Annotated in this window: 16 protein-coding genes; 6 read left to right on the top strand and 10 right to left on the bottom strand. The window is 65.1% G+C overall.

The genetic code is table 11. The annotated features are described in order from the left end of the window. Positions 1-22: 22 nt before the first annotated feature. On the top strand, positions 23-1,324 hold the full coding sequence (locus SKZ59_RS02440) for a dihydroorotase (protein WP_319990715.1): 1,302 nt from the start codon (positions 23-25) through the stop codon (positions 1,322-1,324). A gap of 139 nt (positions 1,325-1,463) precedes the next feature. Then, positions 1,464-2,210, top strand: a complete 747-nt coding sequence (locus SKZ59_RS02445; RefSeq protein ID WP_319990716.1) for a lysophospholipid acyltransferase family protein — start codon at positions 1,464-1,466, stop codon at positions 2,208-2,210. Here the strand turns inward: SKZ59_RS02445 and SKZ59_RS02450 are convergent. From SKZ59_RS02450 to SKZ59_RS02485, 8 genes are all read right to left on the bottom strand, one after another. Then, on the bottom strand, positions 2,207-2,971 hold the full coding sequence (locus SKZ59_RS02450; protein WP_035822080.1) for an ABC transporter permease: 765 nt from the start codon (positions 2,969-2,971) through the stop codon (positions 2,207-2,209). The two genes, SKZ59_RS02445 and SKZ59_RS02450, sit on opposite strands and share 4 nt — an antisense overlap. 2 nt (positions 2,972-2,973) lie before the next feature. Then, positions 2,974-4,218: an ABC transporter substrate-binding protein gene (locus tag SKZ59_RS02455; RefSeq protein ID WP_034746706.1), complete on the bottom strand. Its 1,245-nt coding sequence runs from the start codon at positions 4,216-4,218 to the stop codon at positions 2,974-2,976. A gap of 17 nt (positions 4,219-4,235) precedes the next feature. Beyond that, a complete protein-coding gene (locus SKZ59_RS02460; protein WP_072455071.1) occupies positions 4,236-5,030 on the bottom strand; it encodes an ABC transporter ATP-binding protein in 795 nt (264 codons plus the stop codon). Then, positions 5,027-6,112 (bottom strand): acyl-CoA dehydrogenase, encoded by a 1,086-nt coding sequence (locus SKZ59_RS02465; protein WP_319990717.1) that lies wholly within the window; start codon positions 6,110-6,112, stop codon positions 5,027-5,029. The genes SKZ59_RS02460 and SKZ59_RS02465 overlap by 4 nt, the downstream gene beginning before the upstream one ends. Before the next feature lies 1 nt (position 6,113). Continuing rightward, positions 6,114-6,668, bottom strand: a complete 555-nt coding sequence (locus tag SKZ59_RS02470) for a carboxymuconolactone decarboxylase family protein (RefSeq protein ID WP_319990718.1) — start codon at positions 6,666-6,668, stop codon at positions 6,114-6,116. Between the two features lie 118 nt (positions 6,669-6,786). Next, on the bottom strand, positions 6,787-7,707 hold the full coding sequence (locus tag SKZ59_RS02475) for an AraC family transcriptional regulator (protein ID WP_319990719.1): 921 nt from the start codon (positions 7,705-7,707) through the stop codon (positions 6,787-6,789). A 93-nt stretch (positions 7,708-7,800) separates the two neighbouring features. After that, positions 7,801-8,640, bottom strand: coding sequence for a symmetrical bis(5'-nucleosyl)-tetraphosphatase (locus tag SKZ59_RS02480; protein ID WP_319990720.1), 840 nt, complete (start codon positions 8,638-8,640; stop codon positions 7,801-7,803). Positions 8,641-8,764: 124 nt separating this feature from the next. Next, the gene (locus SKZ59_RS02485) at positions 8,765-8,899 is read right to left on the bottom strand and encodes a hypothetical protein (RefSeq protein ID WP_319990721.1); all 135 of its coding nucleotides are present in this window, start codon (positions 8,897-8,899) and stop codon (positions 8,765-8,767) included. A 181-nt stretch (positions 8,900-9,080) separates the two neighbouring features. Here SKZ59_RS02485 and SKZ59_RS02490 point away from each other — a divergent pair, with 181 nt between their 5' ends. The 4 genes from SKZ59_RS02490 to waaA all read left to right on the top strand — a co-directional run bounded on the left by SKZ59_RS02490 (position 9,081) and on the right by waaA (position 13,207). After that, complete coding sequence (locus tag SKZ59_RS02490; protein ID WP_070301219.1) at positions 9,081-9,389, top strand: H-NS family nucleoid-associated regulatory protein; 309 nt, start codon at positions 9,081-9,083, stop codon at positions 9,387-9,389. A gap of 103 nt (positions 9,390-9,492) precedes the next feature. Continuing rightward, positions 9,493-10,887, top strand: coding sequence for a phosphomannomutase/phosphoglucomutase (locus SKZ59_RS02495; protein WP_319990722.1), 1,395 nt, complete (start codon positions 9,493-9,495; stop codon positions 10,885-10,887). A 4-nt stretch (positions 10,888-10,891) separates the two neighbouring features. Then, complete coding sequence (gene waaC, locus SKZ59_RS02500; protein WP_319990723.1) at positions 10,892-11,914, top strand: lipopolysaccharide heptosyltransferase I; 1,023 nt, start codon at positions 10,892-10,894, stop codon at positions 11,912-11,914. Positions 11,915-11,932: 18 nt separating this feature from the next. Next, positions 11,933-13,207, top strand: a complete 1,275-nt coding sequence (gene waaA / locus SKZ59_RS02505; protein WP_319990724.1) for a lipid IV(A) 3-deoxy-D-manno-octulosonic acid transferase — start codon at positions 11,933-11,935, stop codon at positions 13,205-13,207. 102 nt (positions 13,208-13,309) lie between these two features. On the opposite strand, the gene SKZ59_RS02510 is transcribed toward waaA, so the two are convergent. Then, complete coding sequence (locus tag SKZ59_RS02510) at positions 13,310-14,233, bottom strand: SprT family zinc-dependent metalloprotease (RefSeq protein ID WP_319991088.1); 924 nt, start codon at positions 14,231-14,233, stop codon at positions 13,310-13,312. Between the two features lie 44 nt (positions 14,234-14,277). Then, positions 14,278-15,018, bottom strand: a complete 741-nt coding sequence (locus SKZ59_RS02515) for a lysophospholipid acyltransferase family protein (protein WP_319990725.1) — start codon at positions 15,016-15,018, stop codon at positions 14,278-14,280. Positions 15,019-15,027 lie beyond the last annotated feature (9 nt).

A 15,027-nucleotide genomic window follows, 5' to 3' on the forward strand; every position in this document is an offset into this window, starting at 1 on the left:
GCCCAAGGACGAGTAAGCGAGCATGACGACACTACATATCAAGAACGGCCACCTGATCGACCCTGCCAACGGCATCGATGGCTTGCAAGACCTGTTTATCGCCGATGGCAAGGTGCTGGCCGTGGGCAGCGCCCCGGCCGGCTTCAAGGCCGACACGACGTTCGACGCGGCCGGCCTGGTGGTTTCCCCCGGCCTGGTCGACCTGTCCGCGCGCCTGCGCGAGCCGGGCTACGAATACAAGGCGACCCTGGAATCGGAACTGCAGGCGGCGCTGCAAGGCGGCGTCACGAGCCTGGTCTGCCCGCCCGACACCGATCCCGTGCTGGACGAGCCGGGCCTGGTGGAGATGCTGAAATACCGCGCCAAGACGCAGAACAAGGCCCACGTGCATCCGCTGGGCGCACTGACCATGGGCTTGAAGGGCAAGTCGCTGACGGAAATGGCGGAACTGACGGAAGCGGGCTGCATCGGCTTCGCGCAGGCGGAGGAGCCGATCGAAGACACGACCGTGCTGCTGCGCGCCATGCAGTACGCGAACACCTTCGGCTACACGGTCTGGCTGCGCCCGCAAGACCCGCACATCGGCCGTGGCGGCATCGCCCACAGCGGCCCGCTGGCCTCGCGTCTGGGCTTGTCCGGCGTGCCCGTGATGTCCGAAACCATCGCCCTGCACACGATTTTTGAATTGATGCGCGCCAGCCGCGCGCGCGTGCACCTGTGCCGCATCTCGTCGGCGGCGGGCCTGGAACTGATCCGCGCTGCGAAAGCCGAAGGCTTGCCCGTCACCTGCGACGTGGGCGTGCACCATGTGCACCTGACGGATGCCGACATCGGCTTCTTCGACCCGAACGCCAGGGTCACGCCGCCGTTCCGCAGCCAGCGCGACCGCGATGCGATCCGCGCCGGCCTGCTTGACGGCACGGTCGACGCCATGTGCTCGGACCATACGCCCGTCGACGACGATGAAAAACTGCTGCCGTTCGGCGAAGCGTCGCCCGGTGCCACGGGCCTGGAACTGCTGCTGTCGCTGGCCCTGAAATGGGCCGACGACTACGCCTTGAATCAGCCGCAAGCGGGCGCACGTCCGCTGGCGCGCGCCGTGGCCAAGGTCACGGCCGACGCGGCCCGTGTCGCCGGCATCCCGGCCGGCAGCCTGGCCGTGGGCGAAGCGGCCGACATCTGCGTCTTCGATCCCGCCGCGCGCTGGACCGTGTCGTCGGCGTCGCTGGCCAGCCAGGGCAAGCACACGCCTTTCCTCGGCTATGAGCTGAGCGGCATCGTCAAGGCGACCATCGTTGCCGGACAGGTGGCGTTTCAGCGTTAATTTTTTGTACTGGAGTGAAACTCCAGCATACTGCCGGGGTCAGTCCTTTCAGGAGCGGAATTCGCCCCATTGGGGCGGATTCCCCCGCCGGGTCTGACCCCAGAATTTGCTGTGGGTTTGCTTCTTTATCTGGTGTCATTTGAAACTTCTGCTTACCTACCGCCTCGCGCGCATCGCCATTCACCTGAGCTGCGGCATGGCCAAGAGCGCCGTGCTCTTTCCCTGGCTGGACCTGGAGGGACGCAACCGGCGCATCCGCCGCTGGTCGACGCAGCTGCTCGACATTTGCGGCGTGCACGTGGCGCAGCCGGCCGACAGCGTGCCGGCCCTCGACCATGCGATGGTGGTGGCGAACCACGTTTCGTGGCTCGACATCTTCGTCATCAATGCCGTCCACCCGTGCCGTTTCGTCGCCAAGGCGGAAATCCGCGCCTGGCCGATCCTGGGCTGGCTGGCGGGACGTGCGGGCACCATCTTCATTTCGCGCGGCAGCAAGCGCGATCTGCGCTTGATCTTCCAGGGTCTGGTGGATAAATTGACGGCGGGCGAGCGCATTGCGTTCTTCCCCGAAGGGACGACCGCCGCGCAAGGTCAGATCCTGCCGTTCCACGCCAACCTGTTCGAGGCGGCCATCGACGCGCAAGTGCCGGTGCAGCCGTTTGCGCTCGTGTATGTGGATGAGAAGGGGGCCTTGCATCACGCCGTCGATTTCATCGGCGACATGAGCTTTGCGCAAAGCATGGTGGCGATCTTGAGCGGCCCGCCCATCACGGCGCGCCTGACCTGCCTGGCGCCAGTGGCGACGCTGGACGCGCACCGCCGCGAACTGGCGGCGGCAACGCAGGCGGCCGTGGCCGCTACGCTGCCGCTGGAGAAGGCCGCTTAATTCTTCACATGCAGCCAGCGCGCGTGCGCGGCGCGGGCCAGGTAGTCGAGGATAAAGCCTAAAATCCCGATCAGCACGATGGCGGCCATCAGCTCCGAATACGCGAGGCGGTCGCGCGTATCGAGGATGAAGTAGCCGAGGCCCGCCGATACGCCCAGCATTTCCGCCGGCACCAGCACGATCCAGATGATGCCGATGGCCAGGCGCACGCCCGTCAAAATGTCGGCCGTGATGCCCGGCAAAATCACCTTGAAGACGATTTCGCTGCGCGTGGCCGACAGGCTGCGCGCCAGCAGCAGCCAGTTCGGATCGAGCCGCGCCACGCCGGCCGCCGTATTGAGCAAAATCGGCCAGACGGCCGCAAACGCCAGCAGGAAGTATACGGGCGCGTCACCGACGCCGAGCACCATCACGGCGATTGGCATCCACGACAGCGGCGAAATCATGCGCAGCAGCTGGAACAGCGGCATGGCCGCGCCGGAAAAGCTCTTCGACATGGCCACCAGCACACCGAGCGGCACGCCGATGACGATGGCCAGTCCCAGGCCCACGGCCACCCGTTGCAGGCTCAGGACCACGTGCAGCCAGATATCCGCTCCGCCCACCATCTCCTGGAACGCCAGCGCCGTGGGCAAGGGCGCAAAAGCGGTGGCGATGGGCGTGGATTTCTCCAGCGCCGTCACGCCCATCGACCACAGCAGCAAGGCACAGGCCAGCCCCACGAGGGGCAGGCCGAACTTCGTGAACAGCTTGCTCGCCATTGTCAGACCGCCACGGTTTCGCTGCGCAGCAGGTTGGCCGGCAAGCCGAAGGCGGCAGGGCCGCCGACCGCCGTGATGGCCTTGCGCACGAAGCGGTCATCGACCAGGTCGCGCGCGGCGAACTTCGGATCGAGGTTGGCCAGGAAGCGCGTATCGCCTTCGACCTTGGTGCGGCCGATGGCGCGCACCAGTTCTTCCGTGTACGAGGCGAACGGATACGGCTGGAAGTCGATGCGGCGCTGCTGCCAGTTCTTGTGCACGATCAGGCCCTGCTTTTCGTAGCCGGCGTAATCAGTGGTGGCCAGCACCTTGGTCAGCACCTGCAGCGGATGCGGCGTGTAGCGGTGCTCGCCCACGTTCGACAGCAGCTTGGCCGTGTCGACCTGGTTCGTGCGCGTCCACAGCTGCGCCTTGACGATGGCATTGGTGACCTTTTGCGCCCATTCCGGACGCGTGTTGATGTCGCGCTCGGACAGGAAGGTGACGCAGCACGCGTGGTTCTTCCACACGTCGCCAGAGAAGCGCAGGATCTTGCCGATGCCGGCGTTTTCCGCCGCCGCATTGAACGGCTCTGCCACGATGTAGCCGGCGATCGACTTGCTGGCCAGGGCCGAGACCATTTCGGCCGGCGCCAGCACGATCAGGTTGACTTCATTCGGCTTGATGGCCGCGTTGCGCGCGCGCGTGACCGGCGTCAATCCATTCGAGGACAGGATTTGCTGCAGCAGGATGTTGTGGATCGAGTACCAGAACGGGATGGCGACCGTGCGTCCGCCCAGGTCGGAGACCTTGTTGATCTCGTTGGCCACCGTCAGCGCGGACCCGTTGACGTGGTTCCAGGCGACGACCTTGGCGGGGAACTTGGCACCGTAGCGCACCCACAGGGTGGCCGGCGACAGCAGGTGAATCACGTTGACCTGGCCGGCGACGAAGGCTTCGATGATCTGCGCCCAGCTGCGGAACAGCCGCGGCGTTTCCGCTTGCAAGCCTTCCGCTTCGAACAGCTTGCGGGCGTGGGCGACGAGCAGCGGGGTGGCGTCGGTGATGGGCAGGTAGCCGATTTTCACGGGCTGGTCGTCGCCTTTCGGGCCCTGCTGGGCCATGGCGTCGCCGGCGAACAGCAGCGGCGAGGCGACGCTGGCCGTGGCCAGGGCCGACATGCGCAGGAAGTCGCGCCGCGTCAGGCCGCAGTCGCAATCGGACGAGGCGCAGATGTGCAGGGGTTTGTTGTGGTCTTCGAATGTCATGGGAATGTTCCGGTCGATTAATTGGGAGCAAAGGCGGGCGCTTGATCCTGCTTTTGCAGCGCCTGCAGGGCGTCGAGGATGTCCATCTTGAGGGCGATGACGTCGGCGCTGTGGCCGATGCGTGGCTGGCTGATGGCGACGGGCCATTCGCGCACGATGTTGCCCGGCTTGCCGCCCATCAGCAAGATGCGGTCGGCCACGAGGATCGCTTCGTCGATATCGTGCGTGACGAGCAGCACGGCCGTGTGCCAGCGGTGTACGACGTCGACCAGCAACGATTGCATCTCGGCGCGCGTGATGGCGTCGAGCGCGGAAAACGGTTCGTCGGCGAACAGCAGTTCCGGTTCGCGCGCCAGCGCACGGGCCAGGGCCACGCGCTGCGCCATACCACCCGACAGCGCGGACGGATACAGTTTTTCGCGGCCCTTCAAGCCCACCGCTTCGATGGCTTGCGCCACGCGCGCCTGGTGCGCCTCGCGCGTGAGCTTGGGCTGGTGCTTGAAGTCCAGGCCGAAGCCGGCGTTGCCCGTGACGTTCAGCCAGGGCAAGAGGCTGGCCTGCTGGAAGACAAGGGCGCTGCGCGGGTCCGGTTCGCGCATGGGAGCGTCGAGAAACTGGATCTCGCCCGTGGATGGCGGCTGCAAGCCGGCCAGCACGCGCAGCAGGCTCGATTTGCCGCAGCCGCTGCCGCCCAGCAGGCAGACGATTTCGCGCTTGCGCACGCCCAGCGAGACGTGCTGGAACACGGGCGCGGCGCCAGCATACGAGAAGCTCAGATCCTGCGCCTGCAAGGCCCAATCGGCAACGCTCATGCCTGCGCTCCCGCCGCCTTGGCCGCCTGCTGGCTGTCGAACAGCTGCAAGGCTGCCTGCAACTGCGTCAGGCTGGGGGTGACGATGGGGATGAACGACGATTCGCGCCAGCGGCGGGCAAAGCCCTGCTGCTCGGCGTTCAGGTAAGCGCGCCCGCCCATCGCTTGCAGTTCCAGCATCAGCGCCTGCTGCAGCACGTCGGCCAGCTGTATGCGCAGGCGGAACATGGCCGGCGCCTGCGTCTTGAAGCGGCCATCGTGCACGCCGGCTAGCAAGGTGGCGACAGCTGCCTCCAGAGTCGCTTGCAGCGCTTCGATGCGTGGCGTGAGCTGGTTGCGCGAGCCGGCGGAAATCTGCGCCGCTTTGGCCAGGCTGGCGCGCGCCAGGCCGATCGACAGGCCGCACTGCATGCCCAGAAAAGCCGGGCGCACCTGCGGCAGCCAGGCTGGCGCATTGTCGCTGATGATGTCTGCGGCGGGGATGTGCACCTGCGCCAGCTTGACGGAGGCCGTATTGCTGCCGCGCAGGGCGATCAGGTCCAGGTCGTCGCTGCGCTTGACACCCGCCGTGCCGCTGTCGAAGGCGATGATGACGGGCGGTGCGCCATCGTCCGGCGCCACGGCTGCCGCCGCGACAAAGCCCGCCTTGCGCAAGTTCGTCACCCAGGCCAGGCCGCCGTCGACGAGCAAGCCGTCGCCGTGGCGCGCGCCCGTGATTTGCAGCTGCTCGATGCCGGACAAGAATTTCATGGCGTTCGACAAACCGCTGGCGCCTGCCTGCATGCCGGCCAGCAGGGCGGGCAGGCGGCGCTCGGCCAGCACGCGGTTCTCGCTTTGCAGCAGGAATTCGATAAAGCAGCGCTGGCCCCAGAGGACAAAGGCGGCCGTCACCGATTGCTCGGCCACTTTGGCGATGGCGTCGATGGCGTCGCGCACGCCGCCGCCCGCGCCGCCGTGTTCCTGTGGCACGCCGATGGCCAGCAGCTTGTCGCCAGCGAGGGCCGGTAATACGGTTTCAGCCAGCTCCGGTGATTGGTCGAGCTGGTCGGCATGCATGTGCAGCCAGTGAGTGAGGTTCGCCATGTCAGACGGCGCCAGGCAGGTAGGGCGTCAATTGCGGATTGACGGGCGTGCCGGCCAGGCTGTTGGAGAAATTGCACAGGGTGGCCAGGCTGATGCCCAGCACGACTTCCAGCGCCTGCTGCTCGTTGTAGCCGGCGGCCAGGAAGGCTTGATATTCCACGTCGCTGACGGCGCCGCGCGTGGCGATGACTGCCGTGGCGAAGGCGGCGACGGCGTCCAGCTTGGCGTCGTTCGTCGGCTGGCCGCGCTGCAGGGCGCGTACCGTGTCCGGTGTCTGGCCCGCTTTTTTCAGCGAGATGGCGCTATGGCCTGCGATGCAGAAATCGCAGCCGTGGATGCGCGCGGCCGTGATCTGCACCACTTCGCGTTCCATTAACGTCAGGCTGGCGCGCGCATTGATGCCGGAGACGGTCAGATAGGTTTCCAGTGCCAGCGGGGCATTGGCCAGAACGCCGATCAGGTTGGGCAGGAAGCCATTGTTGGCGATGGCCTTTTCCACGAAGGGGCGGCTATCGGCCAGGGCGGTATCGAGAGTGTGCAGCGTCAGACGGGACATGGGGTACCTTGCTAAGTTAGTAAGTCACCCGGCCATTATATCGGCCATGCCGTGCACGCAACAGACGTCAGCGTCGTCCTTTTGTGCTCGTTCGTCTTTGATTTCGCAACCCTTGATCTCAGTTTGCCAGCTGCCGCAATCTCTGGTCGCGCCGGTAGGCGCCCGGCTGCTCACCCGTGACCCGTTTGAAGGCGCGCGTAAAGGCGGCGTGCGAGCGGTAGCCCACCAGTTCGGCCGCGCGTTCGACGGAAACGCCGTCGTGCAGCCGGCGCGCGGCGATCTTCATGCGCAGCAGGAGCAGGAACTGGGCGGGCGAGTGGCCGCTGGCGCTGGCGAAATGCTTGCAGAAGCTGGCGCGCGACATGCACGCCGCCTTGGCCATGTTCTCGATCGACCAGTCGTCGGCGGGCGCGTCGAGCATGCGTTCGAGCAGCGGCGAGAATGCGGGCTGGTGCAGCAGCGACAGCAGGCCGGCCGCTACCTGCTCGCCCTGCGCCACATGGCGGATCAGGTAAAAGAACAGCAGTTCGACCAGGCGCGCGATCAGCGGCGACGGCTGCTCCGGATCGCCGCCGGCCTCCGCCAGGATCAGGTCGAACAACGCGGCGGCCGCGCTGAAGGCGGGCGCGTCGCCGCGTATCAGCAGATACGGCGGAAACGAGTCGACGATCAGCGCGGAGAGGGCGCCGCGAAATTGAAAGAAGCCGCAGGCCAGCGCCGTCGCCGGCTGCTCCGTGGGCGTTTGCAGCGGCAGCATCGCTTGCGCGCGGACCGCCTGCAGCGGGTCGCTGTGGGGGCTGAGAAAGTGCGGCAAGTCGCGCAGCAGGAAGACGCCGTCGCGCGGGCCGAGCGCGATCGGCGCCGCGCCATCGAGGTGCAGATAGCAGTGGCCATCGAGCACCAGGTGAAAGCTGCCCAGTTCCCGGCCCGCCGTGGAGGCGCGCCAGCGGCCGCAGTACTGGCCCACATGCAGGACGGCGGTATCGAGTTCCAGGCTGCCGAGCAGCCAGCGCGCCAGTCTGTCGGTATCAGGACGCATGGGATGGCAAAGGCAAAAGCTCCATCATACGGGCCAGGCGCGGCATGGCCAACGACCGATTTCGACTAAGCATATGCGCGCCAAGGTTGCCACTCAGCGCTTGCCGCTGTGCTGCTGGAACGTGGGGCAGTCGACCTGCAGCAGCGAGCGGTCTTGCAGGCACACGGCCGACAGTTTTCCGCCCCACACGCAGCCGCTATCGAGGCCGATCAAGTGCGGCCGCAATTGCAGTCCCAGCGCCGACCAGTGGCCGAAGACGATGGTGTCGCCGGCGCTGCGCCGTCCCGGCACGTCGAACCAGGGCAGCTGACCGGAGCCGGGCGGCGGGCTGCCGCTTTCCTTCATCTTGAAGTCCATCACGCCGTCCGGCGTGCAAAAGCGCAGCCGCGTCATGGCGTTGACGATGCAGCGCAGCCGGTCGGCGCCCTGCAGGTCGTCGCGCCAGGCGGCCGGCTCGTTGCCGTACATGGTGCGCAGGAAGGCCACCCAATCATCGCTGCGCAGCATGCTGGACACCTCCCCGCTCAGGGACAGGGCCTGGGCCGCGCTCCATTGCGGCAGCAAACCCGCATGCACGAGCACATGGCCGTCGTGTTCCAGTGCCAGTGGCCGCTGGCGCAGCCAGTCGATCAGCTCCTCACGGTCGGGGGCAGCGAGGATTTCGGCGAGGGTGTCGGACGCATGCTCGGGCCGGATGCCGTTGGCCACGGCCAGCAAGTGCAAGTCATGGTTGCCCAGGACGCTGTCGGCCAGGCCCTGCCGTGCCAGCGCATGAATGTGGCGCAAGGTGGCCAGCGAGGCCGGGCCACGATTGATCAAGTCGCCGGCGAACAGCAGGCGGTATGGGCCATCCGCCGCCGCCTGGATCCGTTCGATCAGTGCGACGGTTTGGTCATGGCAGCCTTGCAGATCGCCGATAAAGTAAGTTTTCATATGTGCCGGGGTGAAGTGGACTACGCGCCTGCATTATAAGCATGCCTGCCCTTTGATGTTGGGACATTGCCGGCAGATGCCTGATTGCGCGCATGGCGGGCGGGAAGAAAAAAGCCGGTGCCGATTATGTTGGATGGGGATTTGAATTGGCCGCATTCCCTGCGGTCATATACTGCTCATAATCCGCCGGCACGGCTGCCGGAATGAATCGCCGCGCCACGCCAGCCTTGCCGGCATGCCGGAATGCCATTTCATTCATGTTTATTCACCTCCATGCGCGCTTCCGTTATATTCTTCATTTAATCTTAATGTTGGGCCGCTAAATAAGCCGGGAGCCGTGATTCAATTGACGACGGATTATGCAATGGTGCGCAAATGTTTATGCAATGTAGTATATTCCACGTGATTTTATTATTTAAATTAATATAAAGGATGTACGAATGGATCTGTCTACGATGACGATGCTGGAATTGCGCAAACTGGAAGATAATGTCAAACAGGAATTGAACAGCCGCGAGCGCGAAGACTTGAACAAGGCGCGCGAACAGATCATGGCCATCGCGCAGCAGGCGGGCATTCCGCTGAAACAGCTGATACTCGATGGTTTGCACCCGCGCACGGGCAAAGTCGCGGTACGTTACCGCCATCCTGACAATACCGCTGAACAATGGACAGGCCGCGGCCGCCAGCCGCTGTGGGTCAGGCAGTGGGTGGAATCGGGCAAGTCGATCGATCTGCTGCGCGTATAATTCGGTATACTCTTGGCGCAGTAGCAAGCTGCCAGCCGCACGCTGCACCTTGCCAGGCACCCTATTTATTCCTTGTTCGCTCCTTACTTATACCGCCCACACCATGCTTCCATTGTCCAGAACGATCTTCAAGGCCTACGATATTCGCGGCATCATCGCTAAAACCCTCGATGCCAGCGTGGCGCACAAGATCGGCCAGGCATTTGGCCAGGCCGCCCTGGCCAAGGGCGAGCAGCGGGTTGTGATCGGCCGCGATGGCCGTTTGTCGGGACCGGAATTGACGGCGGCGCTGGCGCAGGGCTTGCAAGCGGCAGGCGTCGACGTGATCGACCTGGGCGTGGTGGCCACGCCGATGGTCTACTTCGGCACGAATGTGCTCGATACGCGCTCCGGCATCATGGTCACGGGCAGCCACAATCCACCCGACTACAACGGCTTCAAGATGGTGCTGGCCGGCGAAGCGATCCACGGCGAAGCGATCCAGGCGCTGTACCACAGCATCGTCGCGCACGACGGCAGCGCCAGCGCCAGGGACGTTGCCAATCCGGGCACCTATGCCACGCACGATATCCGCGCCGCCTACATCGAGCGCATCCTGGGCGACGTCAAGCTGGCGCGCCCGATCAAGATCGCCGTCGACTGCGGCAATGGCGTGGCCGGCGCATTCGCGGGCGACCTGTTCCGCGGCATGGGCTGCGAAGTTATCGAACTGTTCTGCGAAGTCGATGGCAATTTCCCGAACCACCATCCCGATCCGGCGCATCCGGAAAACCTGCAAGACCTGATCCGCTGCCTGGCCGAGACGGATGCGGAAATCGGCATCGCCTTCGACGGCGACGGCGACCGCCTGGGCGTGGTCACCAAGGATGGCCAGATCATCTACCCTGACCGCCAGATGATGCTGTTCGCCGCCGACGTGCTGACCCGCCACCCTGGCGCGCAGATTTTGTATGACGTCAAATGCACGCGCCACCTGGCGCCGTGGATCAGCAAGCATGGCGGCGTGCCGCTGATGTACAAGACGGGCCACTCGCTGGTGAAAGCCAAGCTGCGCGAAACGGGTGCACCGCTGGGCGGCGAAATGAGCGGCCATATCTTCTTCAAGGACCGCTGGTACGGTTTCGACGACGGCCTGTATTCGGCCGCGCGCCTGCTGGAAATCCTCACGCGCGAAGCGGATCCCTCAAGCCTGCTGAACTCCCTGCCGCAGTCCGACAGCACGCCGGAACTGCACTTGGAACTGAAGGAAGGCGAGAACGTCGCGCTGATGGACATGCTGCGCCGCGACGCCGTCTTCCCCGGCAATGAACAGATCATCACCATCGACGGCCTGCGCGTGGAATACGCGGACGGCTTCGGCCTGGCCCGTTCGTCGAACACCACGCCGGTGATTGTCATGCGCTTCGAGGCGGAAACGCCGGCAGCGCTGGCGCGCATCCAGGGCCAGTTCAAGAGCGTGATCCTGGCCGCCAAGCCTGATGCCATCCTGCCGTTCTGACAGCATGGCCGGTCAACCTGGCGCACAGACGCCCTTGAAAATCCTGCTGGTGCGGGTGTCTTCGCTGGGCGATGTGCTGCATAACCTGCCGATGGTGGCGGATATCGCCCGCCATTTCCCGAACGCGACCATCGATTGGGTGGTCGAAGAGGGCTACACCAGCCTGGTGCGCCTGAACCCGCGTGTAAACACCATCTTCCCGTTCGCGCTGCGGCGCTGGCGCAAGAGCCTGGGCAAGAAAGAGACGCGCGCGGAAATCGCCGCCTTCTTCCGCAGCCTGCGCCAGACGCACTACGATTATGTGTTCGATACCCAGGGCTTGCTCAAGACGGGCATCATCATGGGCGCCGCGCGCCTGGCGCCGGGCGGACAGAAGGTCGGTCTGGCCAATGGCAGCGAAGGCTCGGGCTACGAAGGCATCTCGCGCATTTTTCACACGAAAAGCATTCCGCTCGACCCGCGCACACATGCGGTAGCGCGGGGCCGCCTGGTGGCCGCCGCGGCGCTCGGCTACACGGTCGACACGCCGGCCGATTTCGGCTTGCCGGAAGTGTCGCGTAGCGAGCCGCGCCCGGACTGGATGGGCGAAGCGCCCTACTGCGTGTATTTCCACGGCACGGCGCGCGACGCCAAGAAATGGGCACCGGAAAACTGGATCGCCCTGGGCCAGGCACTGGCACCGATGCCGATTTTGCTGCCCTGGGGTTCGCCCAAGGAAAAGGCGGAAGCGGAAGTGCTGGCGGCCGGCCTGCCGAACGCGCGCCTGCTGCCGAAACTGTCGATGGGCGACGCCACCCTGCTGGCGCGCCATGCGGCGCTGGTGGTCGGCGTCGACACGGGCTTGACGCACATTGCGGCCGCCTTCGTGCGCCCGACGGTGGAAATCTATGCCGATTCGCCGCTGTGGAAAACGGAAGGCAACTGGTCGCCGAAAATCATCAACCTGGGCGACAAGGGCGCGCCGCCCGGCGTGCCGGAAGTGCTGGCCGCGGCACGACGCCTGCTGGCAGACTATCCTCCCGCCTGACTTTAACATTCAATAAACATGCGACTTCTTTATACCCTCGCCTGGTGGCTGGCCTTGCCCCTGGTGCTGGCGCGGCTGTGGCTGCGCGGACGCCAGGAACCCGGCTACCGCCAGCACTGGGGCGAGCGCCTGGGCTTTTACGGGCGCCAGCCGGCGTCGGCTACAAACACCATCTGGCTGCACGCCGTCTCCGTCGGCGAGACGCGCGCGGCAGAGCCCCTGATCGATGCGCTGCTGGCCGCCTGGCCCGCGTGCCGCATCGTCCTCACGCACATGACGCCGACGGGGCGCGCCACGGGTAAATCCCTGTTCGCCAAACACGGCGCGCGCCTCGTGCAAAGCTATCTGCCCTACGACACGGGCGCCATGCCGGCCCGTTTCATCCGCCATTTCGCGCCGCGCATCTGCATCCTGATGGAGACGGAAGTGTGGCCGAATCTGATCCACCAATGCAATCGCTACAAAGTGCCCGTGGTGCTGGCCAATGCACGCCTGTCGCAGCGCTCGCTGGGCAAGGCGCAGCGACTGGGCAAACTCATTGCCGACGCGGCGCGCGGCATCACCCTGGTGGCGGCGCAGACGCAGGACGACGCCGATCGCGTGCGCCAGCTGGGCGTGCGGGACGTGGTCGTCACGGGCAGCATCAAGTTCGACGTCGTCGTGCCCGAGGCTGCCCTGGCGACGGGGGCGGCGCTGCGCAGCGCCATCGGCCAGCGCCCGGTGCTGCTGTGCGCCAGCACGCGCGAAGGGGAAGAGCAGCTGATCCTCGATGCGTATATCCGCTCGGGCCTGCCCGCGAATGCCTTGCTGCTGATCGTGCCGCGCCATCCGCAGCGCTTCGACGAGGTGGAAAAATTGATCGCGGCGCAGGGCCTGGCCATGCAGCGCAGATCGGCTTTGCAGCAAGGCGACGACGTTGCGGCGGGCACGCAGGTGCTGCTGGGCGACTCGATGGGCGAGATGTTTGCGTATTACGCGGCCTGCGATTGCGCCTTCGTCGGTGGCAGCCTGCTGCCGCTGGGCGGGCAAAACCTGATCGAGCCGGCGGCGCTGGGCAAGCCCGTGCTGATCGGTCCCCACACCTTTAATTTCGCGCTGGTCACCGAGCAGGCGATTGCCGCCGGCGGCGCCGCGCTGGTGGCGGACGCCGATGCACTGATGGCGCAGGCGTCGGCCTTGCTGCAGGATCCGTCGCGTTTATCGTTGATGGGAGAAAAAGCGCTGGCGTTTGCCAACCAGCACCGGGGGGCCACGCCACGGACCATCGCGGCCATCAAGCCTTTGCTGCCGTGATGGGCGCGCGGCCAACAATGGCGTCGGATTACGCGCGCTGCGCTAATCCGACCTACGTGGCTGTAGGTCGGATTAGCTCGTAGAGCGTAATCCGACAGGCGCCTACGTAAACAGCACAGGCAACTCCTGCGAGCGTTTTCTGAGCGCCTGCTTGGCGCCATCATAATCGGGATAAATCGATTCCACGGTGGCCCAGAAGCGGGGGCTGTGGTTCATTTCCAGCAGGTGCGACAGCTCGTGCGCCACCACGTAGTCGATCAGCGGCAAAGCGAAGTGGATCAAACGCCAGTTCAGGCGGATCTTGCGCTCGATGGTGCAACTGCCCCAGCGCGTGCCGGCCGACGATAGCGACAGCGAATCGTAGCGCACGCCCAGCTTGTCCGCATATACGTCCAGGCGCGCCTCGAACAGCTGGCGCGCTTCGTGCTGGAACCAGCCTTTCACTTTTTCCTTCAGTTGCTGCTCGCTGCCCGTGGGCGTGACCCATACGTGCAATTCATTCGTCTCGCGCTGGAAGCTGGCGCGGTGGCGCGGCGCCTGGTGCAGCCGCAAGGTGATCTCGCCACCGAGGTAGGGCAGCACGGCGCCATCGACCCAGGCCACGGGCGGGCGCTGCTGGCGCTGCACCTTGCGCTCGCCCCGTTCCAGCAGCTTCGAGACGATCCAGCTTTGCTTGGCGCGGATGGCGTTGTCGATTTCGGCCAGGGTGACGCGCTTGGGGGCCGTCACGCGCAAGCCGTTATCGTCGATCATGAAGCCGATGGAACGGCGCGTGGAGCGGCGCAGGGCGAATTCAACGAGGTGGCTGCCCAGCTGCAGCTGGCGCAATGGCGGGCCATCGGCGGTGCGTGGTGGGGAAGGCAGGGGAGGTGGGGTGGGACGAGCGATGGGCGGCGCGGGCGCCACTACCGGTGGCGCCACGGGCGGCGCTGGCGGTGCCGTGGGGCGCACCGCCGGGGGCGTGCTGGTCGAGACGTCATGCGCGAACAAATCCAGTTGCTGGTCGCCGACCTTGATGGTCTTCATCTGCTGGCGCAGTGTCGGCTCCTGGATGACCGCGCTGATGCCGTCTAGCCAGCGTTGTAGGCGTGAGGCGAAATGACGCGCATTTCTGATTCTATCCAATTTTCCACCTGTTGCATCATGCTGTCCGGGGTTTGCCCTTCCGGCGAAATCGGTTTGCCTATCGAGACGGTGATCAGTCCCGGGCGTTTGAGGAATGACTGCTTGGGCCAGCACTCGCCTGAATTGTGCGCAATCGGCACCACCGCGGCGCCCGTGGCAATGGCCAAACGCGTGCCGCCGCTCTTGTACTTGCCCGCCTGGCCCACGGGAATGCGGGTCCCTTCAGGGAACATGATAATCCATTGGCCATCGGCCAGCCGGCGCTTGCCATGCGCAACGACGCTCTTGAATGCATGCTTGCCCTGTTTGCGGTCGATGGGAATCATGCGCAGCAGCGCCATGGCCCAGCCGAAAAAGGGGATGTACAAAATCTCCTTCTTGAACACATACACGAGCGGGCGTGGCAGGCTGGGAAGCAAGAAGATGGTTTCCCATGCCGACTGGTGTTTCGACAGCACGATGGCCGGCGCGTCGGGGAAGTTCTCGGCGCCCTTGACTTCATAGCGGATGCCGCAAATGACCTTGGCGCACCACAGGATAAACACGTTCCAGCGCGAGGTGACCCAATAGCGCTTGTTGTAGCTCAATGGCGCGGCAAAAAAGCACACGCAGGCCCAGACGATGGTGGCCACGATCATGATGATCATGAACAGCAGTGATCGCAGGAACAGGGAAATATTACGCAATGCGGTTCT

It is taken from the genome of Janthinobacterium sp. GMG2, from assembly GCF_033949445.1.
Classification (GTDB): domain Bacteria; phylum Pseudomonadota; class Gammaproteobacteria; order Burkholderiales; family Burkholderiaceae_D; genus Janthinobacterium; species Janthinobacterium aestuarii.